Source organism: Curtobacterium sp. PsM8 (assembly GCF_030433875.1).
Lineage (GTDB): Bacteria > Actinomycetota > Actinomycetes > Actinomycetales > Microbacteriaceae > Curtobacterium.
The window spans coordinates 53,403-76,122 of sequence record NZ_JARUXD010000003.1 but is presented as its reverse complement, the minus strand read 5'-3'; the positions used below and the strand labels follow the sequence as shown (position 1 = coordinate 76,122).

At 70.5% G+C, this 22,720-nt stretch carries 22 protein-coding genes and 3 tRNA genes; 15 read left to right on the top strand and 10 right to left on the bottom strand.

The window, feature by feature from the left end:
* The first annotated feature begins 24 nt into the window (after positions 1-24).
* Together QCD68_RS01310 and QCD68_RS01305 are read left to right on the top strand one after the other, a co-directional pair.
* Positions 25-97, top strand: a tRNA-Asn gene (locus QCD68_RS01310).
* Between the two features lie 171 nt (positions 98-268).
* On the top strand, positions 269-790 hold the full coding sequence (locus QCD68_RS01305) for a hypothetical protein (RefSeq protein WP_301221737.1): 522 nt from the start codon (positions 269-271) through the stop codon (positions 788-790).
* Between the two features lie 98 nt (positions 791-888).
* On the opposite strand, the gene def is transcribed toward QCD68_RS01305, so the two are convergent.
* Positions 889-1,464 carry a peptide deformylase gene (gene def / locus QCD68_RS01300; protein ID WP_301221736.1) on the bottom strand — a complete coding sequence of 192 codons (576 nt, stop codon included), beginning with the start codon at positions 1,462-1,464 and terminating at the stop codon, positions 889-891.
* A 39-nt stretch (positions 1,465-1,503) separates the two neighbouring features.
* Between def and QCD68_RS01295 the strand changes: the two genes are divergently transcribed.
* The 5 genes from QCD68_RS01295 (at position 1,504) to QCD68_RS01275 (ending at position 5,741) form a co-directional block, all read left to right on the top strand.
* A complete protein-coding gene (locus QCD68_RS01295) occupies positions 1,504-2,418 on the top strand; it encodes a DMT family transporter (protein ID WP_253462757.1) in 915 nt (304 codons plus the stop codon).
* Positions 2,419-2,612: 194 nt separating this feature from the next.
* A complete protein-coding gene (locus tag QCD68_RS01290) occupies positions 2,613-3,845 on the top strand; it encodes a glycosyltransferase (RefSeq protein ID WP_253462758.1) in 1,233 nt (410 codons plus the stop codon).
* Positions 3,836-3,910, top strand: a tRNA-Ile gene (locus QCD68_RS01285). Before QCD68_RS01290 ends, QCD68_RS01285 begins: the two co-directional genes overlap by 10 nt.
* Before the next feature lie 64 nt (positions 3,911-3,974).
* The gene (locus QCD68_RS01280) at positions 3,975-5,045 is read left to right on the top strand and encodes an AI-2E family transporter (RefSeq protein ID WP_301221735.1); all 1,071 of its coding nucleotides are present in this window, start codon (positions 3,975-3,977) and stop codon (positions 5,043-5,045) included.
* 162 nt (positions 5,046-5,207) lie between these two features.
* A complete protein-coding gene (locus QCD68_RS01275) occupies positions 5,208-5,741 on the top strand; it encodes a DUF3145 domain-containing protein (RefSeq protein ID WP_111076390.1) in 534 nt (177 codons plus the stop codon).
* Between the two features lie 438 nt (positions 5,742-6,179).
* Here the strand turns inward: QCD68_RS01275 and QCD68_RS01270 are convergent, their stop codons facing one another.
* The 6 genes from QCD68_RS01270 to aceE all read right to left on the bottom strand — a co-directional run bounded on the left by QCD68_RS01270 (position 6,180) and on the right by aceE (position 13,944).
* On the bottom strand, positions 6,180-7,424 hold the full coding sequence (locus QCD68_RS01270; protein ID WP_301221734.1) for a beta-ketoacyl-[acyl-carrier-protein] synthase family protein: 1,245 nt from the start codon (positions 7,422-7,424) through the stop codon (positions 6,180-6,182).
* 88 nt (positions 7,425-7,512) lie between these two features.
* Positions 7,513-7,761 carry an acyl carrier protein gene (locus QCD68_RS01265; RefSeq protein WP_058741348.1) on the bottom strand — a complete coding sequence of 83 codons (249 nt, stop codon included), beginning with the start codon at positions 7,759-7,761 and terminating at the stop codon, positions 7,513-7,515.
* A gap of 83 nt (positions 7,762-7,844) precedes the next feature.
* A complete protein-coding gene (locus tag QCD68_RS01260; protein ID WP_301221733.1) occupies positions 7,845-8,945 on the bottom strand; it encodes a beta-ketoacyl-ACP synthase III in 1,101 nt (366 codons plus the stop codon).
* Positions 8,942-9,886, bottom strand: coding sequence for an ACP S-malonyltransferase (locus QCD68_RS01255; protein ID WP_301221732.1), 945 nt, complete (start codon positions 9,884-9,886; stop codon positions 8,942-8,944). Before QCD68_RS01255 ends, QCD68_RS01260 begins: the two co-directional genes overlap by 4 nt.
* Positions 9,887-9,965: 79 nt before the next feature.
* Positions 9,966-11,192 (bottom strand): PucR family transcriptional regulator, encoded by a 1,227-nt coding sequence (locus tag QCD68_RS01250; protein ID WP_301221731.1) that lies wholly within the window; start codon positions 11,190-11,192, stop codon positions 9,966-9,968.
* Positions 11,193-11,199: 7 nt separating this feature from the next.
* Positions 11,200-13,944, bottom strand: a complete 2,745-nt coding sequence (gene aceE, locus QCD68_RS01245) for a pyruvate dehydrogenase (acetyl-transferring), homodimeric type (protein ID WP_301221730.1) — start codon at positions 13,942-13,944, stop codon at positions 11,200-11,202.
* Between the two features lie 243 nt (positions 13,945-14,187).
* On the opposite strand from aceE, the gene QCD68_RS01240 reads away from it, so the two are divergent.
* Positions 14,188-14,676: a peroxiredoxin gene (locus QCD68_RS01240; protein WP_111076396.1), complete on the top strand. Its 489-nt coding sequence runs from the start codon at positions 14,188-14,190 to the stop codon at positions 14,674-14,676.
* 90 nt (positions 14,677-14,766) lie between these two features.
* Positions 14,767-15,696, top strand: coding sequence for an alpha/beta fold hydrolase (locus QCD68_RS01235; RefSeq protein WP_301221729.1), 930 nt, complete (start codon positions 14,767-14,769; stop codon positions 15,694-15,696).
* Here the strand turns inward: QCD68_RS01235 and QCD68_RS01230 are convergent.
* Positions 15,689-16,636 (bottom strand): L,D-transpeptidase, encoded by a 948-nt coding sequence (locus QCD68_RS01230; protein WP_301221728.1) that lies wholly within the window; start codon positions 16,634-16,636, stop codon positions 15,689-15,691. The genes QCD68_RS01235 and QCD68_RS01230 overlap by 8 nt on opposite strands.
* Before the next feature lie 217 nt (positions 16,637-16,853).
* Between QCD68_RS01230 and QCD68_RS01225 the strand changes: the two genes are divergently transcribed.
* Both QCD68_RS01225 and QCD68_RS01220 read left to right on the top strand, forming a co-directional pair.
* Positions 16,854-17,906 (top strand): hypothetical protein, encoded by a 1,053-nt coding sequence (locus QCD68_RS01225; protein WP_301221727.1) that lies wholly within the window; start codon positions 16,854-16,856, stop codon positions 17,904-17,906.
* Complete coding sequence (locus QCD68_RS01220) at positions 17,903-19,477, top strand: phenylacetate--CoA ligase family protein (protein WP_301221726.1); 1,575 nt, start codon at positions 17,903-17,905, stop codon at positions 19,475-19,477. The genes QCD68_RS01225 and QCD68_RS01220 overlap by 4 nt, the downstream gene beginning before the upstream one ends.
* 34 nt (positions 19,478-19,511) lie before the next feature.
* On the opposite strand, the gene QCD68_RS01215 is transcribed toward QCD68_RS01220, so the two are convergent.
* Entirely contained in the window at positions 19,512-20,066 is a 555-nt protein-coding gene (locus QCD68_RS01215) for a hypothetical protein (RefSeq protein WP_301221725.1), read from the bottom strand.
* 78 nt (positions 20,067-20,144) lie between these two features.
* Between QCD68_RS01215 and QCD68_RS01210 the strand changes: the two genes are divergently transcribed.
* The 4 genes from QCD68_RS01210 (at position 20,145) to QCD68_RS01195 (ending at position 22,173) form a co-directional block, all read left to right on the top strand.
* Positions 20,145-20,217, top strand: a tRNA-Val gene (locus tag QCD68_RS01210).
* A 400-nt stretch (positions 20,218-20,617) separates the two neighbouring features.
* Positions 20,618-21,091 carry a DUF3885 domain-containing protein gene (locus tag QCD68_RS01205; RefSeq protein WP_301221724.1) on the top strand — a complete coding sequence of 158 codons (474 nt, stop codon included), beginning with the start codon at positions 20,618-20,620 and terminating at the stop codon, positions 21,089-21,091.
* 218 nt (positions 21,092-21,309) lie between these two features.
* Positions 21,310-21,567 carry a hypothetical protein gene (locus QCD68_RS01200; protein ID WP_301221723.1) on the top strand — a complete coding sequence of 86 codons (258 nt, stop codon included), beginning with the start codon at positions 21,310-21,312 and terminating at the stop codon, positions 21,565-21,567.
* 249 nt (positions 21,568-21,816) lie between these two features.
* Positions 21,817-22,173 (top strand): hypothetical protein, encoded by a 357-nt coding sequence (locus QCD68_RS01195; RefSeq protein WP_111073220.1) that lies wholly within the window; start codon positions 21,817-21,819, stop codon positions 22,171-22,173.
* Positions 22,174-22,217: 44 nt separating this feature from the next.
* On the opposite strand, the gene QCD68_RS01190 is transcribed toward QCD68_RS01195, so the two are convergent.
* Complete coding sequence (locus QCD68_RS01190) at positions 22,218-22,706, bottom strand: hypothetical protein (protein WP_301221722.1); 489 nt, start codon at positions 22,704-22,706, stop codon at positions 22,218-22,220.
* Between the last annotated feature and the right edge of the window lie 14 nt (positions 22,707-22,720).

Below are 22,720 nucleotides of genomic sequence, written 5' to 3'. Positions count from 1 at the left end.
CGCCTTCCAGCGGAGCCGCAGTGATCCTCGATAGCTCAATTGGCAGAGCAGCCGGCTGTTAACCGGCAGGTTGTTGGTTCGAGTCCAACTCGGGGAGCGACAGGCCCTCACCCTCCGGGGTGGGGGCCTTCTCGTTTCTCCGGCGTGCTGGCGTGCGGGTGTGCCTGCTGCCTGCTGCCTGCAGTCTGCGGCTACCCGCCCGCGGTTCCCGGGCGTCGTGCTGCGCTTCCACAGCCGGCATGCTGTCGGAAGCTGTTAACGTCCACAGGTGCCCCTCCGACCTCGACGCCCCGCGACGCTCGTCGCCGTGCTCGCGCTCGGTGTCGCCCTGACGGCGCTGACCGGGTGTTCGTCGACCGAGACCGGTGCCCGCGCCGAAGCGGCCGACGGTCCGTCCGCCGCCACCAGCCAGTCGGCGTCCGGTGGGTCCGGGCCGACCGGCACGTCACCGATCGTCTTCGCGTTCACCTGCACGGTCGGGAACGGCCCGTCCGTCGAGACCTACACGACCTCGTCCGCGGTGTGGGAGGACGGTCGCACCTCGTGCACGGCCGCGCCCATCACCGGCACCGTCCCCTCGGCGCAGCAGCAGTCCGCACTCGACGCGGCTCGCGGTACCGCGACGCTCGAGGAACTCGCCGCGGGCTGCGCGGTCAGCGGGACCGGTCCGTGGCGGTCACCCGTGAAGTCGACCGAGCAGGCGGACCTGGCGGCCGGTCTCGAGCGGTACTGCCCGGGTCACCCGGACATGGACCGGCTGCGGGACGCGCTGGCGGCACACCGGGGCTGACCCCGCCCGGCGGCGCACCCAGCCGGCGGCGGACCCGCCCGGCGGCGTACCCAGTCCGCGGCGTACCCGCCCGGCGGCGTACCCAGCCGGCGGCGTGCTCAGCCCTCGGGGTGGTCGCGTCCCGGCAGCCAGGACTGGCCGGGCCCGCCCCAGCTGGCCTTCCGGATCGCCTTCTGGACCTGCTTGGCGTACGGGTGGACCAGCCGGTCCGCGTACAGCACGCCGTCCAGGTGGTCGTACTCATGCTGGAAGACGCGGGCGAGCCACCCGTGCGCCTCGATCTCGAACGGTTCGCCGTGCTCGTCGAACGCCCGCAGCAGCGCACCCTCGGACCGTCGGAGCGGGAAGCGCTCACCCGGCACCGACAGGCAGCCCTCGGACTCGTCGTCCTCGTCGAGCTCCTCGATCGACTCCGGCACCGCGGGACTGGTCCAGAGCACCGGGTTCACCGCGACGCCGCGCCACAGCACCTCGTCGTCGTCCGTCCACGAGTAGACGAACAGCCGCTGGCCGACCCCGACCTGCGGGCCGGCGAGCCCGACGCCGGGCGCCAGGTCCATCGTCTCGAACATGTCGGCGACGAGCGTGCGCAGGTCGTCGTCGAAGACGGTGACCTCGGTCGCGGGGGCGTGCAGGACGGGTTCACCGGTGATCCGGATCGGGAGGACGGCCATGCAGCCAGGATATCTTCGCGCGTCGGATAGCCTCGACGCGTGACCCCGGACCTGCAGATCCCCGACGTGGTGCAGAACCTGACCCCGTTCCAGGCGCTGATGATCCCCGTCGCCCTCGTCGGTGCCGTGTTCCTGTCGCTCGGCGCGCAGTTCCAGAGCCGTGGGGTCCAGCGCGTCGAAGCGCGCCTCGGCCAGCAGTCGAAGGGGCTGTCGGTCCGTCACGTGCTCGCGCTCCTCGGCAGCGGCAACTGGGTGCTCGGCACGATCATGCTCGGTGCCGCGATCGTCCTGCAGCTCGTCAGCATCACGTACGCGCCGCTCATCGTCGTGCAGCCCCTCGGCGCCGTGGCGCTCGTCGTCACGACGTGGTTCTCGTCGCGCAGCACCGGCGTCCCGCTCGGCACCCAGGCGCGTCGAGCCGTGTGGACCTGCATCGGCGGTGTGGGCCTCTTCGTCCTCATCGCCGCGCTCTACGGTCGCGAGAGTCCGATCGGTCGCGGTCAGCTCATCACCGTGCTGGTGGTCCTGGCGGTCGTCCTGACCCTCGTCGTGATCTCGTTCCGCCTGGTCGCCAAGCGCCGAAACGCCCTCTACTACATCATCGGTGCCGGCATCCTCTACGGCTTCGTCGCGACCCTGGCGAAGGTCACGCTGAACCGCATCGTCAACGGCACCTTCGACTGGGTCACCGCGTTCGCCATCGTCGGGGTCGTCGTCGCGTCCGCCGTGGGCGCGTACTTCGTGCAGAACGCCTACTCGAGCGGTTCCGCCGACCTCGTCATCGCGGGGCTCACGGTCGTCGACCCGATCGTCGCGGTGGGCATCGGCGTGATCGTCCTCGACGAGGCCGCCGGCGCACCCGTCGGAGCCGGCATCGGCTTCCTCGTCGCCGGTGCGATCGCGATCACCGGCGTCTTCCTGCTGGCCAAGCACCACCCCGACTCGCGCCGGTGACGGCGGACGGGAGGCGCGCCTCCCGTCCGACAGCCCACCCGCGTCCGACGGTCGGTGCGGTACCAGGGGATGACGCGGGTCCGCCGCGCGGCTGAGGTGGGCGGCCAGAGGGGTGCGGTAGCGTTCCGAACCGACCAGACCGGCGTGCGACCACCACGCGCGCCGGCGTTCGCGACGAGAGGACGACCCCCGCCGTGTCAGCAGACGCCACGACCGAGACGACCGACACCACGGCCGCCACCGGAGGGCGACGGCCGCTGCGGGTCCTCATCGCCGCCGACACCTTCGCGCCCGACGTCAACGGGGCCGCGACCTTCACCGAGGAGCTCGCGCTCGGCCTCGCCGCCCGTGGGCACGAGGTGCACATCATCGCGCCGTCGTGGAACCGGTGGCACGCCGGGTCGTTCGACGAGGAGTACCGCGGCGTGACGCTCACCGTGCACCGGCTGGCCTCGTACCGGTGGCCGGCCCACGAGTGGTACCGCTTCGCCTGGCCCTGGACGGTCCGCAAGCACACCGCACCGATCATCGCCGCGCTGCAGCCCGACGTGGTCCACATCCAGTCCCACATCGTCGTCGGTCGCGGCGTCGCCCGCGAAGCGCACGACCGGGGGATCCGGATCATCGGCACGAACCACTTCATGCCGGAGAACCTGCTCGAGTACACGCCGTTCGGCAAGCGCACGACGCCCCTCGCGTTGAAGATCGCCTGGGCGGACGCGGCCAAGACCTACCGTCTGGCCGAGGCGATCACGACCCCGACCGAGCTCGCGGCGGACTACCTGCGCGACGCCATCGCCGGGCAGCCGGTCCTGGCGATCTCGTGCGGCGTCGACGCCACCCGCTACACGCCGGCGAGCGGGCGACCGGCGGGCAACGACATCGTCTTCGTCGGCCGGGTCGCTCCGGAGAAGAACCTCGACGTCATGGTCCGGGCGCTCCCGCTGCTGCCGGCCTCGCTCGACGCCCGCTTCACCATCGTCGGCGACGGCGACATGATCCCGAAGCTCACCGCGCTGGCGAAGGAGATCGGGGTCGAGGACCGCGTCCGCTTCCTCGGGTTCGTGTCCGACGAGGTCAAGCTCCGCACGCTCACCGAGGGCACCGTCTTCGTGATGCCGTCGACGGCGGAACTGCAGAGCATCTCGTCGCTCGAGGCGATGGCCTCCGGGCTGCCCGTCGTCGCGGCGGACTCGATGGCGCTGCCGCACCTGATCGACGGCAACGGGTACCTGTTCACCCCCGGCGACGAGCACGACCTGGCGGCGAAGCTGACCTCGGTGCTGACCGCTCCGGACGACGAGTACCAGGCGATGCGGCAGCGCAGCCTGACCATGATCGAGGCACACGACATCAACCGCACCCTCTCGACGTTCGAGGCGCTGTATCGTGGGGAGCCGGTGGCCTCGGCCCCCGAGGGGCGGTAGCCAAGCTGGTCAAGGCAGTCGGCTCATAACCGAACGATTCGCGGGTTCAAGTCCCGCCCGCCCTACGTGCACCTGCCGTCCAAGAAGCGTCCGCCCGAAGACACGAGCCACGCGCCCACCCCGAACGTGATGTTCGAGGTGAGCCGCGCGGGCACCGGCGTGCGCGTCAACGCCTTCCGCATCGGGTTCATGGGTGCGATCGGTGTACTCGTCGCGCTGCTGGCCGGGACGCTCGTCCACGAACTCAGCACGGTGCTGGTCTACATCGGCGTCGCGCTGTTCATCGCGCTGGGCCTCGACCCGCTCGTGAACCTGCTCGAGCGGTACATCCCGCGCTGGGCGGCGATCCTCATCGTGGTCGTCGTCGTCCTCGGGGCCTTCGTCGGCGTCGTGTTCGCGATCGTGCCGATCCTGGTGAACCAGGCGACGAACCTGGTGCAGAACTTCCCGGAGATCGTCGGCGACATCTCGAAGCTGGGGTGGGTGCAGGACCTGGCCCGGCAGTTCGAGGGCTCCTTCGACGTCGACCATGCGCTCGACTCCGTGCAGAAGTTCGTCGAGAACCCGGGCAACCTGCTGAGCCTCGGCGGCGGGATCCTGGCGGTGGGCAGCGGCATCCTGTCCGGGCTGACCGGCGCCCTCATCGTCATCATCCTGATGCTCTACTTCCTCGCCTCGATGCGCGGCCTGAAGACCATGGTCTACCGGTTCGTCCCCGCCTCGCGTCGCGACAACTTCGTCGAGGTCAGCGAGCAGGTGACGTCCTCGGTCGGCCGCTACGTCGTCGGGCAGATCACCCAGGCGGGCATCAACGGTGTGCTCAGCATCATCTGGCTGCTCGTCATCGGGGCGCCGCTGCCGGTGCTGTTGGCGTCGTTCGCGTTCCTCGGGTCGCTCATCCCGCTGGTCGGGACCCTGGGCGCAGCCGTGCTCATCTCGCTGCTCTGCCTGTTCGCGTCGCCGGCCACGGCCCTGGCGGCGGCGATCTACTACCTCGTGTACATGCAGGTCGAGGCGTACATCATCTCGCCGCGCATCATGTCGCGGGCGGTGCAGGTGCCGGGGGCGCTCGTGGTCATCGCCGCGATCGCCGGTGCCACGATCGGCGGGGTGCTCGGCGCGCTCGTGGCCGTGCCGGCAGCGGCGTCGGTGATCATCATCGTGCAGAAGGTCATCTACCCGCGCCAGGAACTGTCCTAGTCGCTCCGAGGTCCACCGCGGGATCGTTCTTCGGGTCTTCTCCCGCCGACATGGTCCGGATGGTTGCCGTTCCCAGTCGGCACCTGGCATGATGAGCGTGTCCTCCGGGACATCACAATCGCATACCGATGGTCCCGAACGGGTCCTCCGCTGTACAGGTCGATGGGGAAGTCGCACCTGACGATCGGAGGAATCGTGACTGGGTCAACGTCAGGAGTGCTCTACGTGCACTCCTCACCACGTGCGCTCTGCCCACACGTCGAATGGGCGGCAGGTCGCGCGATGAACCGCGCCGTGAACTTCTCGTGGCTCGACCAGCCTGCACTCGACGGTTCGCGCCGCACCGAGTTCACGTGGTCCGGGCCGATCGGGTCCGGCGCGGCGATCGCCTCTGCGCTGCGCGGGTGGGAGCACCTGCGCTTCGAGGTCACCGAGGACGCGACGACGGACTCCGACGGCGGCCGGTGGATGCACACCCCCGACCTCGGCGTCTTCTACGCACAGACCGACGTCACGGGCAACATGGTCGTCCCCGAGGACCGGATCCGCTACGCGATGGAGATCGCCGGCAGCAACGCCCTCGAGCTGCACCGGGAACTCCGGCTCGCCCTCGGTCAGGCGTGGGACGACGAACTCGAGCCGTTCCGCCACGCGGCCGAGGGCAACCCCGTCGTCTGGCTGCACCGCGTCGGCTGAGTCCGCACGTTCCTCCCGTCACACCGAACGCCGTCCTGCGGGGCGGCGTTCGGCGTTCCGGGACGTGCGCGCCGGTTAGGCGCGCCCGGCCTCCGTCGTCGAGCGGTCACGTTCTGTCGGTCGGGGGCCTCCGGAGCGACAGTTCGTGACCAGTCGGCGGGAGATGAGCGGGGTGTCGTGACCGCTCGGCGGCCGGGCCGGGCTGGCGGAGCCTCCCGCTCGTCGGCGCGTGCCGGGTGGGCGCGCCCGTCAGGTGTCGCCGAGCGGTCAGGTTCTGTCGGTTGCGGGCCTCCGGAGCGACGCGTGGTGACCGGTCGGCGGGAGGTGAGCGGGGTGTCTTGACCGCTCGGCAGGGGCCCGACCGACCGCGCAAACGCCCCCGGACGGACGGGAGGCCCGCCCCGCGACGCGGGACGGGCCTCCTGACCGGCAGGTGGATCAGATGGAACGGAACGCCACCACGGCGTTGTGCCCACCGAAGCCGAACGAGTTGCTCACCGCGAGCAGGTCGCCCTGCGGCAGGTCACGCGGCGCCGTCGCGACGTCCATCACGATCTCCGGGTCCTGCTCGGTGAGGTTGATCGTCGGCGGCGCGACGCGGTTCTCGAGCGCCAGGACCGTGAAGACCGCCTCGATCGCCCCGGCACCGCCGAGCAGGTGCCCGGTCGAGGCCTTCGTGGCGGACACGACGACGGAGTCGAGGTGCTCGCCGAAGACCCGACGCATGGCGTGGTACTCGGCGACGTCGCCCACCGGGGTGGAGGTCGCGTGCGCGTTGACGTGCGCGACGTCCTCACGGCTGGCGTCGGCGTGCTCGAGTGCCATCAGGACGGCACGGGCGGCCGCGGAGCCCTCGGGGTCCGGCGCGGTGATGTGGAACGCGTCCGAGGTGATGCCGGAGCCGGCGACCTCGGCGTAGATGTGCGCACCGCGGGCCTCGGCGTGTTCCTTGGTCTCGAGGATCAGCGCGGCGGCACCGTCGGCGAGCACGAAGCCGTCACGGGTCACGTCGTACGGACGGGACGCGGTCTCGGGGGAGTCGTTGCGACGGGACAGCGCCTGCATCGCGGCGAACGAGGCGAGGGGCAGCGGGTGCAGCGCTGCCTCGGCACCACCGGCGATGACGATGTCGGCGTCACCGAAGGCGACGTGGCGGTAGGCCTCGGCCAGGGACTCCGTCGAGGAGGCGCAGGCCGAGAGGTAGGTGCGGGCGCCACCACGTGCGCCGAACTCCATCTCGATGGCGGCGGCGGGGCCGTTCGCCATGAGCATCGGGACCGTCATCGGCATGACGCGACGCGGGCCCTTCTCACGGAGGGTGTCCCACGCGTCGAGGAGCGTGTTCACGCCGCCGATGCCGGTCGCCCAGTCGACGATCAGCCGTTCGGGGACGACGGACTCCGCGTCGATGCCGGCGTCGGCCCAGGCTTCGCGCGCCGCGATGAGCGACAGCTGCGAGGACGGGTCGAGCCGCTTCGACTCGGGACGGGTGAGCTGGTCGGTGACGAAGCGACGCGCCTGGCCGGCGAACTCGACGGGGAGCTCGAGCTCGGCGTAGCGGGGGTCTTCGATGCGGCTGATGCCGGACTCACCGGCGAGCAGAGCCGCCCAGGATTCCTTGGCGGTCGCAGCGAGGGGACTGATCGCACCGATCCCAGTGACGACGACGGTTCTCTTGGTCATGAACGACGGTTCTTTCTGCGAGGGACAAGACGAGCGCCGCGGGCCATGACTCGAGGGTCAGCGGCCCGCGGCGCTCAGGAAGCTCGTTTCAGGCCTGGGCCTTGACGATGAAGTCGACGGCGTCGCCGACGGTCTTGAGGTTCTTGACCTCTTCGTCGGGGATCTTGACGTCGAACTTCTCTTCGGCGTTCACGACGATGGTCATCATCGAGATGGAGTCGATGTCGAGGTCGTCGGTGAACGACTTGTCTGCGGCGACGGTGTCGGTAGCGATACCGGTCTCGTCGTTGATCAGCTCGGCCAGGCCGGCGAGGACTTCTTCGTTGGACAGGGCCATGAGTGTTCTCCTTGAGGGGGGTGTCGTTTGACCGTGGGACAGCCTAGGGCACGGGCAGCGCCCGCGCCCGGAGGCGCGTGGGACTAGGGGAGGACGACCACCTGCGCGCCGAACACGAGTCCGGCGCCGAACCCGATCTGCAGGGCGAGTCCGCCCGACAGCTCCGGGTGCTCGGAGAGCAGGCGGTGTGTGGCGAGCGGGATGCTCGCGGCGGAGGTGTTGCCGGTGGTGGTGATGTCGCGGGCGATGGCCACGGTGTCCGGGATGCCGAGCTGCTTCGCGAACTCGTCGATGATCCGGATGTTCGCCTGGTGCGGCACGAACGCGGCGAGCTGGTCGGCGCGGACGCCGGCCGCCTCGAGTGCCTGACGGGCGACCTTCACCATCTCCCACACGGCCCAGCGGAAGACCGTCTGGCCGGCCTGGCGCATGGTCGGGCGGGGTGCGCCGGCCTCCCACTCGTTGTAGGTCGCGGTCATGCCGATCGCGTCCCACTTCGAGCCGTCGGAGCCCCAGATGCTCGGGCCGATGCCGGCGGTGTCGCTCGGACCGACGACCGCTGCGCCGGCGCCGTCGCCGAGGAGGAACGAGATCGAGCGGTCGGTCGGGTCGACGACGTCGCTGAGCTTCTCGGCACCGATGACCAGCACGTGGTCGGCGATGCCGGACTTGACGAACGAGTCGGCCTGGGCGATGCCGTACGCGTAGCCGGCACACGCGGCGCTGATGTCGTACGCGGCCGCCGGGGTCGCGCCGAGGCGCTCGGCGAGCAGCGAGGCCAACGACGGCGTGGCGACCGAGTGCGTGACGGTCGCGACGAGCACGACACCGATCTGGTCGGGCGTCAGACCGGCCTTCTCGATCGCTTCGCGGGCAGCCGTCTCGGCGAGGTCCACCGCCTCGACGTCGCGGCCGGCACGCATGCGGGTCACGATGCCGGTGCGCTGGCGGATCCACTCGTCGGACGAGTCGATCGGGCCGATCAGGTCCTCGTTCGGGACGGCGTTCTCGCCGCGTGCGGCGCCGAAGGCGAGGATGCGGGTGAACTCGTGGCCGCGTCGCTGGGACAGGACCGGTCGGGTGCCGGACTGGAGGCCCGTGGCCGCGTCGGCCCCGTCGGTGGCGGTCGCGCTGCTGGTCACGCTGGTGCTGCTGGCGTCGCCGGTGTTGCTCGTGTCGGTCATCGGGTGCCCTCGGTGGTGTCGGCGGCGGCGCTCTCGAGCAGCTCGACCGCGGCGGGCAGGTCCTCCGGGGTCTTGATCGCGACGGTCGGGGTGCCGCGGAGGCCACGCTTCGCGAGACCGACGAGCGCCCCGGCCGGAGCGAGCTCGATGATCCCGGTGACGCCGGCCTGCTGGAACGACGACATCACGGCGTCCCAGTGCACCGGGCTGGCGATCTGACGGACCATGAGGTCGACGAAGTGCCGGCCGTCCTCGACCCGGGAGCCGTCGGCGTTGGTCCAGAGCGGCAGGGTGGGGTCCTGCACGGTGGCGGCTGCCGCGACGGGGGCGACCCGGTCGACCGCGGGGGCCATGAAGCGGGTGTGGAAGGCGCCGGCGACCGCGAGCGGGATGACCCGGGCCTTCGCGGGCGGCTCGGCGGCGAGACGGGCGATCGCGTCGGCGGGGCCGGCGACGACGGTCTGGCCGCCGCCGTTGTGGTTCGCGGCGGTGAGCCCGAGCGACTCGAGGGCCGCTGCGAGCTCGTCGGCGTCGCCACCGAGGACGGCCGCCATCGACGTCGGCTCGAGGGCTGCGGCGGCCGCCATCGCCCGGCCGCGCTCGGCGACCAGGGACACCGCGTCGGTCGGCGTGAGGACGCCGGCGACGGCAGCGGCGGTGAACTCACCGACGGAGTGTCCGGCGACCCCACCGACCAGGTCACGTCGACCGTCGGCGAGCAGGGCGTCGGCGGTCACGAGTCCGGCGGCCACGATGAGCGGCTGCGCCAGGGCGGTGTCCTTGATGGTGTCCGCGTCGGAGTTCGTGCCGTGTTCGGCCAGGTCGACGCCGATCGCCTCGGACCACTGCCCGACTCGGTCACGGACGGCGGAGTCCTCGAGCCAGGGGGCGAGGAAGCCGGGGGTCTGGGAGCCCTGTCCGGGCGCGACGACGACGATCACCGGTCAATCCTGTCTGCCTGTCCCCGCAGGACCCGTGTGGACTCCCCACACGGATTCCGCCGGTCCGTTGTAGGAACCCCTACCGCCGGGTCGGGCGACGACGGGTGGACGCCGATTCGGACATCGCGCCGAGGATGAGCGCCGACTGCACGATCAGGGCGTCGCGGGCGTGCGTGGCGTCCCACCCGATGATGTCGGCGACGCGGCGCAACCGGTAGCGCACCGTGTTCGGGTGCACGAAGAGCTCGCGCGCGGTCGCTTCGAGGGAGCGCCCGGTGTCCAGGTAGCACCAGAGCGTCTGCAGGAGTTCGGTCGACTGGTCCTTCAGCGGGACGTAGATCCGCTGCACCAGCGCCGACCGGGCGAGCGGGTCGCCGGCCAGTGCCCGCTCGGGCAGCAGGTCGTCTGCGAGGGCCGGCCGGGGTGCCCCGCGCCAGGCCCGTGCGACCGCGAAGCCGGCGAGGGCGGCCTTGGCGCTTGTCGAGGCGTCGACCACGCCGGGGACCTCGTTGCCGAGCACCAGGTGACCCTCGCCGAACAGCGGTTCGAGCTCCTGCGCGATGGACATGAACGACACCGGCTCTTCACCCTCGGGGACGTCGTCCCGCGGGGTGGCCCGGCCGATGACGACGACGAGTCGGGAGCCCTGCACGCCGATGAGCACGTCCGCGTCCTGGTGCCGGGCCGTCCGGCGGACCTGGTCGACCTCGAGCTGCCGCGGGGCGGTCCCGACGAGCACGGCGACCTCACCGTGTCCGTGCCAGCCGAGGGCGGCGATGCGCGACGGCAATTCGTCGTCGTACTCACCCGACAGGATCGAGTCGACCACCAGGGCTTCGAGACGAGCGTCCCAGAGCCCCCGGGCCTCGGCCGCGCGGGCGTAGACGTCGGCGGCGGCGAACGCGATGTCGCGCGAGTACTTGAGGATCGCCTCCTGCAGCATCTCGTCGTCGGCGGCGCGTTCCTCGACGACGGTCACCACGACGCGGATGAGCTGCAGGGTCTGCTGCAGGCTCACCGAGCGCAGGAGTTCCCGTGGCGCCGATCCGAAGACGTCCGCCGCGGCGATCCACGGGGTCGACGCACTGCCCTCGAGCCACGAGATGAAGGACGTGATGCCGGCCTGCGCCACCATGCCGACCGCCGAGCGTCGGCCCGGCGGCATCTCGCTGTACCAGGGGAGCGTGTCCTCGAGTCGCTTGATCGTCGCGGTCGAGAGCTCGCCCGACACCTGCCGGAGCCAGGAGAGCGCCCGTGCCCGGTCGTCCTCCCGCGCTCCGGCGGTGTCGGTGCGTGGTGTCGTCACCAACGGGTCAGCTCTCGCCGCCCGCGCTGCCGGTCGTGCCGGCGGTCACGTCGTGCAGACGGTACTTGTCGATCGCCTGCTGCAGGACCGAAGCGTCGAGCTTGCCCTGGCGGACCAGCTGCTGCAGCGTCCGCACGACGACCGAGGGGCCGTCGATGTGGAAGAAGCGGCGTGCTGCCGGACGGGTGTCCGAGAAGCCGAAGCCGTCGGCGCCGAGCGTGGCGTAGTCGGTCGGGACGAACGGGCGGATCTGCTCCTGCACGGCGTGCATGAAGTCGCTGACCGCCACGACGGGGCCCTCGGTCCCGAGCAGGCGCTCGGTGACGTACGGGGTGCGCGGCTGCTCGTTCGGGTTGAGGAACGCGTGCTGCTCGGCGTCCACACCGTCACGGTAGAGCTCGCCCCAGCTGGTGACGCTCCAGACGTCGGCGGAGACGCCCCAGTCCTCGGCGAGGAGCTGCTGCGCCTCGAGGATCCACGGCACGGCGACACCGGAGGCGAGCAGCTGGGCCTTCGGGCCGTCGTGCTCGCTGGCCTTGAGCAGGTACATGCCCTTGACGATGCCCTCGACGTCGACGCCCTCGGGCTCGGCCGGCTGCACGAGCGGCTCGTTGTAGACCGTCAGGTAGTACATGACGTTCGGGTCGGAGTGCGACGGCGTGCCGTCCTCGTTCGTGCCGTACATGCGGTCGAGGCCGGTCCGGACGATGTGTCCGATCTCGTACCCGTACGCGGGGTCGTACGACACGACGGCCGGGTTCGACGCAGCGAGGAGCGGCGAGTGGCCGTCGGCGTGCTGCAGGCCCTCACCCGTCAGGGTGGTGCGGCCCGCGGTGGCGCCGATCATGAAGCCACGGGTCATCTGGTCGCCCGCGGCCCAGATCGCGTCACCGGTGCGCTGGAAGCCGAACATCGAGTAGAAGACGTAGACCGGGATCAGCGGCTCGCCCTGCGTCGAGTACGACGTGCCGACGGCGGTGAAGGCCGCCATCGCGCCGGCCTCGTTGATGCCGACGTGGATGATCTGGCCCTGCGGGCTCTCCTTGTAGGCCAGGAGGAGTTCGCGGTCGACCGAGGTGTAGTGCTGGCCGTTCGGGTTGTAGATCTTGGCGGTCGGGAAGTACGCGTCCATGCCGAACGTGCGCGCTTCGTCCGGGATGATCGGGACCACGCGGTTGCCGAAGTCCGGCGAGCGGAGCAGGTCCTTCAGCAGTCGGGCGAACGCCATCGTCGTGGCGACCTCCTGCTTGCCGGAGCCCTTCTTCACGACCTGGTACTTCGACTCGTCCGGCAGGTTGACCTGCGTGTACTTCGTGCGACGCTCCGGCACGTAGCCACCGAGTTCACGGCGACGCTCGTGCATGTACTGGATCGCCTCGTCGTCGTTGCCCGGGTGGTAGTACGGCGGCGTGTACGGGTTCTCCTCGAGCTGCGCGTCCGTGATCGGGATGCGCATCTCGTCGCGGAACTGCTTGAGGTTGTCGAGCGTCAGCTTCTTCATCTGGTGGGTCGCGTTGCGGCCCTCGAAGCTCGGGCCCAGGCCGTAGCCCTTGACCGTCTTCGCCAGGATGACCGTCGGCTGGCCCTTGTGCTCGCTGGCGGCCTTGAACGCCGCGTAGACCTTGCGGTAGTCGTGGCCACCGCGCTTGAGGTTCCAGATCTGGTCGTCCGAGTAGTCCTTGACCAACTCGAGCGCCTTCGGGTCGCGCCCGAAGAAGTTCTCACGGACGTAGGCACCGTTCTCGGCCTTGTACGTCTGGTAGTCGCCGTCCGGCGTCGCGTTCATCAGGTTGAGGAGCGCGCCGTCGGTGTCACGGGCGAGCAGGTCGTCCCACTCGCGGCCCCAGACGACCTTGATGACGTTCCAGCCCGCACCGCGGAAGAACGCTTCGAGCTCCTGGATGATCTTGCCGTTGCCGCGGACGGGTCCGTCGAGGCGCTGGAGGTTGCAGTTGATGACGAAGTTCAGGTTGTCGAGACCGTCGTTCGCGGCGACCTGGAGCTGTCCGCGGGACTCGACCTCGTCCATCTCGCCGTCACCGAGGAAGGCCCAGACCTGCTGGTCCATGGCGTCCTTGATGCCGCGGTTGGACAGGTACTTGGCCTGCTGCGCCTGGTAGATCGCGTTGATCGGGCCGATGCCCATCGACACGGTCGGGAACTGCCAGAAGTGCGGCATGAGACGCGGGTGCGGGTACGACGACAGCCCGCCACCGGCGTGGGACTTCTCCTGGCGGAAGCCGTCGAGCTGGTCCTCGCTCAGGCGGCCTTCCATGTAGGCGCGGGCGTACATGCCGGGCGAGGCGTGGCCCTGGAAGAAGACCTGGTCGCCGCCGGACGGGTGGTCCTGCGCGCGGAAGAAGTGGTTGTAGCCGACCTCGTACATGGCGGCGCTCGACGCGTAGGTCGAGATGTGGCCACCGACCGAGATGCCGGGACGCTGCGCGCGGTGCACCGTGATGGCCGCGTTCCAGCGGATCCACCGCCGGTAGCGACGCTCGAGCTCTTCGTCGCCGGGGAACTCGGGCTCGTCCTCCGGCGCGATCGTGTTGACGTAGTCGGTCGTCGGGACCATCGGCACACCGAGGTGCAGCTCGTTCGAGCGCTTCAGCAGGCTCTGCATGATCTCGCGAGCCCGCTGGTGTCCGTGGGTAGCGACGAGGCCGTCGAGGGACTCACGCCATTCGGCGGTCTCCTCCGGGTCCTGGTCCGTTCCTGCGGTGCTGCGCGGGTCCTGGTCGTTCACCGTCACCGTTGACCTCGTTCGTTCTCGTGGTGGTGGACATGTCGGGCCGTCGGTGGTCGGATCACGACCGGGGACGGGCCGCGTCCACTCTAGGCCCCCGCACCGACGCTCCCGCTGACGGCGACGCGCACCGGACGCCACTTGCGTTCGGACGACGTCGGCGTAGCATGGCCGACCGTGCGTCCGCGACCGGTGGACGTGTGGAACCGTAGGGCACACCCAACGCCCTGGGAGAGAAGCACCCCAACGATGGCTCTGGAGATCGGCTCACTCGCGCCGGACTTCGAGCTCCCGAACCAGTTCGGTGAGCACGTCCGACTCAGCGACCACCGCGGACACCGCCCGGTCGCCCTCGTCTTCTTCCCCCTCGCGTTCTCGTCCACCTGCACGGACGAGCTCTGCACCCTGCAGGACAACATCGCGATGTTCCAGGACCAGCGCATCGAGCTGATCGGCATCTCGGTCGACTCGAAGGCGACGCTCCGCTCCTTCGCCCAGGTCAACGGCTACGACTTCGAGCTGCTGGCGGACTTCTGGCCGCACGGCGCCGTTTCGAAGGAGTACGGCGTCTTCCTCGAGAAGAAGGGCTTCGCCACCCGCGCGACCTTCGTCATCGACGTGAACGGTCGCATCAAGGCCTCGATCATCACCGAGCCGGGTGTCGCGCGTGACGTGACGGAGTACCGGGCTGCCCTCGACCGGCTCGCGGCCTGCGCTGCGCCGGTCCCCGTCGCCTGATCAGCCCCGGTCGGCTGAGCCTCGCCCCCTCCACGACGGCGTCGGTTCCGAACTCCGGGTGACGTCACGAGACGTCGGACTGGAGGCACGGTGCGCGTCACCGACACCGGCGCGGTCCCGCAGGTGGGGACCGGCCAGACGGACAGGTACGCGCCGTACCCCGTCGTCGCCGACCCGACACGGTGGGCCCTCACCACGACGACCGTGACGACGAGTGCCGGCCCGACGGTCGTCCAGCACCGGCCCGGACCCCGCCCGCTGCTGTTCCTGCACGGTGTCGCCGGTTCATGGACCACGTGGACACCGCTCCTGTCCGCAGCCGACGGCGTCGACGGGCGGGGCCTGGTTCTCGTCGACCTGCCCGGCTGGGGCTCCTCGCCGGCACCGGCCGTGCCGCTCGACGTCGACGAGTCCTCGCAGATCCTGGTCGACGTCCTCGACGCCCTCGGTCTCGACCGGGTCGACGTGGTCGGCCACTCGATGGGGGCCTTCGTCGGCCTCCACCTCGCGGTCACCCGGCCGGACCGAGTGCGGTCCCTCGGCCTCGTCTCCGGCACCACCTTCGCCACCGCTGCCGCCGCACGTCACCCGGTCCGGGCCCTGCGGACGCTGCCGGCCTTCACACTGCTGCGTGCCGGGCTGGCCGTGACCCGTGGAGCCGCCCGGGGCCTCCTGCGCGGACTCGCCCGGATCGGACTGCTGCCGCTGCTGGCCGGACCGGTGTTCGCCGCCGTTCGACAGCTGCCCCCGAGCGTGCTGCAGGCGTTCGTCGACGAGTTCCGTCCGGCCGGCTTCCTCGGCGCGGCCCGCTCGGCCGCGCGCTACGACACTCGGCGCTGGGCCGCGGTGCGGTGCCCGGTCGTCGCGGTCGCGGGCCGGCAGGACGTGTTCGCGCGGGTCGACGACCTGGCACGTCTCCGTGGTGTCCTGCCGGACGTCCGCACGGTCCTCCTGGAGGACTGCGGGCACTTCGCACACGTCGAACGCCCCGACGCGGTGGTCCGCGAACTGCTCAGCTGAACTCGATCGGCGTCCCGATCGGCAGCTTCGCGAGCGCATCGGTCATCGCGGCCGTGATCCGGACGCAGCCGTGCGAGGAGCCTGTCGGGTCCGGGTAGAAGTGCAGCGCCGTGAGGGCCGCGTTGCCGCCGTACCCGGAGAGCTTCGACGAGTGCGCACCGGTCAGCGAGATCGGGTGCCCCTGCGTGTACCCGACCTGCGGGTCGACGTAGTTCGCCTCCATGTACGTCTTCGTGTCCGACGGTGTCGGGTCGTCGGGCGTGCCGAGCCGTGCGGTCTCGCTCGTCTCGACGGTGCCGTCGCGGTGCACGATGGCGATGGTCGAGGTCGCGTTGTCGATCCGGACCTCCCGGTCGATGCCCGCGAGCGTGAAGTCGGCAGCGCGGGCCCAGGCGAACGTCGAACTCGGGGCCTCGGCGACGCCGCCGTCGCCCGGTGTCCGGTTCCGGGACGGCGTCGAGACGAGGAGCATGCCGCCGTCCGCGCCGGCCGATCGACCCCAGACGGCGGTCGCGGTCGGCGTGTTGATCGTCGACACCGACGAGGACAGCGTCGCGACCGGAGCGGCGTCGGCGTCGGGCGCGGCGTAGAGCGGGACGAGCGGCGACTTCGGGGTCGCGGTGGTCCACTCGTTCCGAGCGTCGACCTGCGAGCCGTCGAGGAGCTGACCGATCACGGCGTCGTGGAAGGCCAGGGGGAGTGCGGCGAGCGCCTCGTCCGACGGGCGGTCGGGCACGGCGGGCAGCGGCGTGCGGGACGGGGTGGGCGTGGGGGTGGCGGTGGCGACGGCCACTGCGGGGGTGGGGCGGGCCTCCCGGTCGGAGTCGGAGAGGGACCACGCGACCGTGGCGGCGGCGGCGACCACGACGGCGAGCGCCCCGGCGCCGACGATCCACCGGCGTCGTGCGGTGCCCTGCTGTGGTGCTGACGGTTCCGTCATCGAAGTCCCCGTTCCCCTGTGTCCATGGTGCTCTCGCCTGGGTCCATGGTGCTCTCGCCTCGGCCCATGGTGCGCTCGCCTGGGCTGCGTCCTGGCACGCTGCCCTTCCTCCACAGCATTCCAGACGGTGCTGCGTCGTCCACAGGCATGCCAGCGCGGGCATGGGCGTGGACGGGTGGTGCGTATGCTCGCGGCAACGACCACCGAGGGGGAACCGATGGCCACACCCTGGACCGGCATCATCGAGGATGCACGGCACTACCCGTCACCGCACAACTCGCAGCCCATCGTCGTGCGGGTGGAGGACGACCGGACCGCGACCGTCTTCTACGACCTGCGGCGCGGGCTGCCGGCGGAGTCCTTCGGGATCCCGTTCGGGCACGTCTGCTGCGGCGTGTTCCTCGCCGGGCTCGACCTGGTGGCCCGGGCGCACGGCTTCGCGGTGACCGAGTCGCTCGACCATGCCGAGATGGACTTCGGCCGGCTCGACCGCGACCCGGCGGGCCACCTGCACCGGCTCGGCAGCGTGACGCTCACGCCGCGCCCGGCGACGGCTGCCGACCGGGAGGCCCTGCACGGCTTCCTCGCGCGGCGCACCTCGCGCAGACCCTACGACGCGACCCTGGTCGACGACGACGCGATCCGGGCCTCGGAGTCGATCGCGGCGCAGGCCGGACACCGGTTCCGGACGACGGCGGACCGGGCCACGGTGGACGAGATCGTGCGGGTCAACCAGGCGACACTGTTCGACGACCTGCGGAACGACGCGGTGCACACCGAGATCCTGCACTGGCTGCGGTTCTCGAAGCGCCAGGCGGCGGACACCGGCGACGGGCTGTCGGCCGAGACGATGCTCATGCCGGGGCCGGTGCTGAAGTTCGCGATGGAGCACCGTGGGCTGTGGGAAGCACCCGGCATCGGTGCCACCTTCAAGAAGGTCTACCTGTCGACGATGCGGGGCGTCCGACAGCTCGGGTGGCTCGAGGGGCCGTTCGGGTCGCCGGCGGAGTACGTCGAGGCGGGTCGGACGTTCATGCGGATCTGGTTGGACCTCGACGCGCGGGGGATCGCCCTGCACCCGTTCGGGACGGTCATCACGAACCCGCGGTCGCACGCGGCGTTCGTCGAGCGTGCCGGCGTCGACGAGTCCGACGGGCGCATGGCGTGGATGCTGTTCCGGTTCGGCCGGAGTGCGCCGCCGCCCCTGGCGCACCGACGACCGGCGTCGGCGATGACGCTCACCGCGACTGCGGACGGCGGTGCCTCGTGAAGCGCGCGGCGGTGTTCACGGTGGTGTGGGTCGTCGAGGCGGTCGTCGGACTGTTCATGCCGCGGGTCGGGACGCACAAGTTCCTGCTCGCGCCGGGCATCGAGCCGCTCCGGTGGACCCTCGGGCGGTGGCGTGCGTGGCGGACGGCGGAGCTCGCGGCGAAGCGGGTGCCCGCGTACCGGGCGTTCCTGGCGGGCGCGGGGCGTTCCTCCCGGCTGGACACGCGTAGCGGGATCGCCTCGGCGTTCTCGGGGCTGCCGGAGATGGACAAGGAGTCCTACGTCAAGCGGTGGACGATCCCGGAGCGGTGTCTCGACGGACGGCTGCCGCGACGCGGTGTCGTCGTCGACGAGTCGTCCGGGTCCTCGGGTGTGCCGACCAGCTGGGTGCGCGGCCCGGACGAGCGCCAGGCGACCCGGCAGCTGCTGCAGCTCGGGTTCGCCCGCACCTCGAAGGAACTGGCGAAGCAGCCGTTCGTGCTCAACGCGTTCTCGCTCGGCGCGTGGGCGACCGGCATGAACGTCACGGCGTCGCTCACCGAGTCCACGATGATCAAGTCGATCGGGCCGGACCGCGACAAGATCGTGCAGACGATGCAGGAGTTCGGCACCGGGTTCACGTACGTCATCCTCAGCTACCCGCCGTTCCTCAAGGCGCTGTTCGAGGACGACCGGATCGACTGGCGTGAGTACACGATCGTCGCGGCGTTCGGCGGCGAGGGCATCAGCGAGAACATGCGCGCCCACATCGAGCAGTACGCGCACACCGTCCTCGGGTCCTACGGGGCGAGCGACCTCGAGATCAACCTGGGGATCGAGACCGGTTTCTCGGTGGCGGTGCGCAAGGCGATCGCGGCCGACCCGGCACTGTCGAGCGCGCTGACGAAGCAGTCCGAGTACGGCGTCCTGCCGATGGTCTTCCAGTTCAACCCGTTCGGGTACCTCATCGAGACGAACGACCGCGGCGAGCTCGTCGTCACGATCACCCGCTCCGAGAACATCAGCCCCCGCATCCGGTACAACATCCACGACCGCGGACACGTGGTGCGGATGCGTGACCTCAAGCCCGTGCTGCGGGCGACCGGGCACGAGGACCTGCTCGCCGAGGCGGAACTCGACCTGCCGCTGCTGTTCCACTACGGCCGCTCGGACCTGTCGGTCGACTTCAACGGTGCCGTCGTCGCGCCCGATGCCGTTCGCGACGTCGTCTACGGCGACCCCGTCCTGCTCGAAGCCGTCGAGAACCACCGGCTGATCAGCTACGAGGACGACCACGGCAACCGGCAGTTGCACATCGCCTTCCAGCTCGCCGCGTCCGCCGAGTCGTTCGATGCGGACCCCGCCCGCCCGGCCGTCGTCGCCGAACTCCGGCGGCTGAACCGTGACTTCTCGAACGCGATCCGCACCGCGCCGGACGGCACCCTGCCGACCGTGGCGTTCTACCCGTACCGGACGGGGCCGTTCCGTGAGGACGGTCGGAAACTCAAGAACGAGTACGTGTGGCAGCTCGGACCCGGGTCGGTCGACGAGTGGGACCTGGACCTCGGGTGGGTGGCGTCGAAGGAAGCCTGAGAGGGTCCCTCCGCGCCGGCGGTAGCGCCGCGGGTCAGTGGTACTGCGGCGGCCAGTCGAACGCTGCCGGCGGGTGTGGCACCTCGCCGATCGTCGTCACGTCGAGTCCGATCTGCCGCAGGTTCGTCAGCTCGATGGACCGCGGGTTGCCGAAGTACCGCTTGCCGTCCACCCACACCGTCAGCTCCCCTCGCAGTCCGCCGACGTGTGCCGGCCCGAGGGAGACACCCCACTCGTCGAAGAACTGCCCCAGCGTGAACGACCGGCGGGTCGGGGACTCGACATGCAGGATGCCCGACGTGTCGTGCGTGTGCAGCTGCGCGGCGAACCGCTGCGACTTCGAGTGCCCGACGTTGCCCGGCACGACGACCGGTGTGTCGCCGTCCGTGATCGTCAGGTGGGTGTGGACGTGCTCGGCCAGGCGTTCGCCCCAGACGTTCTCGAGCCCGGCCTCCTGGGCCCGGTGTGCCAGGTCGGTGGGGCGCGGCCACGGGGGTGCGACCGACGTCGTGTCGGCACCGGGGGTCGAGCAGCCGGTGAGCAGGGCGAAGAGGACGGCGGCGACGACGACGGCGGGGGAGCGGCGCATGCGGACGAGCGTAGTCAGGGGACCGGCGTCGCTCTCGGCGCACCCGTAAGATGTGGGGTGCGCCGCAAGCGGTGCGAGGGGCCTTTAGCTCAGCTGGTAGAGCGCCACGTTTACACCGTGGATGTCGTCGGTTCGATCCCGGCAGGGCCCACCGATCAGCGATCCGCCACCTGCCAGTTGCAGTCGCTCGGCGGTCGAACACCTGCCATGATCACGCCATGACAGTCCCCGAGCCGGCTCCTCCCTCGCTCGTGCTCGCACCGGGAGCGTCCACCGAGGCTGCAGCCTTGCTCGAGCTCTGGGACGCTCGCTGGCCTGGTGTGGAGACGTGGCGCCACTCTCCACGCGAGGCTCGACCGGACGACTGGGTGCGGTTCCACACCCTTCCCGACGGTCGCCAGACGGTGCGCCACCGCCGTGATGGACGCACAGTGGTCAGGCGCTTCCGCGGGATCGTCCGGTCGGTCGAGCAGCTCACGGGGCAGCCCGGGATGGTGCTCTTGGTCGAGGACCCTCCGTGGCCGGGGGTGGTTCGTGATCGGGTCCTGTCGGTGGTTCCGCCGCTGCGACCCTGGGTCACGCATGTCCTGGACGAGTCCGACGAGGGAGACGACGACGAACTGCTGGAATGGGCCTCGGCCACCGGAACCGGTTGGTTCGACGTCGACGTCGACGTCGACGTCGACGAGCACGAGATCGACGAGGCTGAGGACGAGGACTACACAGACTGTCCACTCCCTTCGCACTCGTTCCGCCGCGGCCCGGTGGACGACCGTCTGCTCGCTGACCTGGTGCTGCTCGTGCACGAGTACGACGGCACCGACTTCCTCCTGCTGCCCGACGACCTGAGCTGGGCCGTGGGGGTCTACGACGGAGGGATCGACGCCGTCTTGCGGAACGAGGAGGAGGCGGCAGCGCTTGCCCGACGCTTCCAGAAGTGGCTGCCCCCGTCAGGCTGGCCCGGTCTCGCCGGTCGGAGACGGCCGGCGACACAGCGCGAACGGCACCGCGGGTTCGGGAATTGAACCTGAACGTCGCGTTAGGAGAGAGTCTGCGTGCAACCGGACGGAGTCCGGTAGCAGATGCCTGGATGGATGGCACGAGTCACTCTCGTGACTGGTGCAGGGACCTTTCGCAAACGTTCATCGCGCTGCGGGCGATCGGTGACCGGGACACAACCGTCCGCTCGTATCGTTCCGGGATGAGTCAGGTGAGATCGCCCGTACCCCTTCCACGTGCCCTCGTGGTGATGATCTGGGTGCTCGCCCTTCTGTTCAACGCGGTGTTCGTGGCCTTCTGCGCCTTGTACTCGGCAGCCAGTGACTGGGCCGCAGAACGATCGGAAGCGATTCGGGCGTTCGATCTGTCCCAATTGCTCCCGCACGACGCGGCGCTGTGGCTGAGTGCTCACGCTGCGATCCTCCTGCTCGTCATGCTCGACGCGGTGGGTATCGCGCTGTTGCTGCGCGCGCGACGGATCCGCATCACCAAGTCTCCGTAGCGGATCGACCATCGGCCGCCCAAGAGAGCATCAAACGGCGGTTGCGAGTCGTGCTCCAGAGCGAGTTGCACGCGTCGCGCGGTCGCATCGTCGTACACCTCAGCGGCAACGGTGAGCGCGAAGTCCGGCCCGCTGGTGACGCCGCCGCCCGTGACCAGGTTGTGCGAGGGCGGTGACGGAGGATCGGAACCTCCGCCGAGCACACCGACGGAGAAACCGAGCCGAGCCTCGCGGTGCGATCATCGGGGCATGGGATGGCTGGGGCGACACCTCCTGCGCGGTGGCCGGTACGACGTGCGTGATCGACGTGCTCAGCTCCGGGAGTACGTGGCCCGAGGCGACCGGCTCGTCGCGTTCCTCACTGCTCAGGATGATCCCTCCACCGCGCAGTTGCGGGAGCGGATCGACGAGGCGCACAGGCTGCTCGAGCGACGATGGACCCGCGACGACCTGCGCGCTCTCGCGGTGCCGGTCTCGGCTCCGTGGCCGAGCAGCAGGGGGCGTGACGCTGGAGCATCGGCTCCGGCGTACGCCGACGAGGGGGACCGACTCATCGCGGACCTGAACGACATCGCGTCCGCGCTGCGCGCCGTCGCCGAGGTGTGACGAAGGCTCCTCGCGAGCGTCAGCGGCGGCGAGCAGGCCGGAAGTCAGCCCTCGCCGTGCCGCAGCATGTCCTCGTAGTCCCCGTCAGCGCACCGGGACACCCCGTGTACGGTGTAGCCGTCGGAGCGGGTGAGGAACTCGACCGACCACGTCGGTCCACCGTGGCCGACGACACCCCGCAGTGGGTCCGCCCCGCCGCTCTCGTAGTCCGAGGCGGTGATCCCGGAGGAGCCCCAGAGCTCCTGCACAGCCGCCCGGTCCGCCGTCTGGTCGCCGACCTGGTCACGGTCGAGGATGTAGGTCCAGGTGACGCCGCCCGTCCCTACGGACGCCGGGCACTTGCCGAGTGCCGGTCCTCGTCGGACCGTCCACTTCCCGCCCAGCGTCTCCGTCGTTCGGTCGACGACGTCGACGACCTCCTTCTTCGCTCCGTCCGGTTGCACGGTCGGTCCTCGCTGGCAGCTCGTGAGGAGGAACGGGACGGCGACGAGCAGTGCCAAGGCCGCAGTCACCCGGCTGGTGAGTGTTCTCATCGGTCCTCCGACGC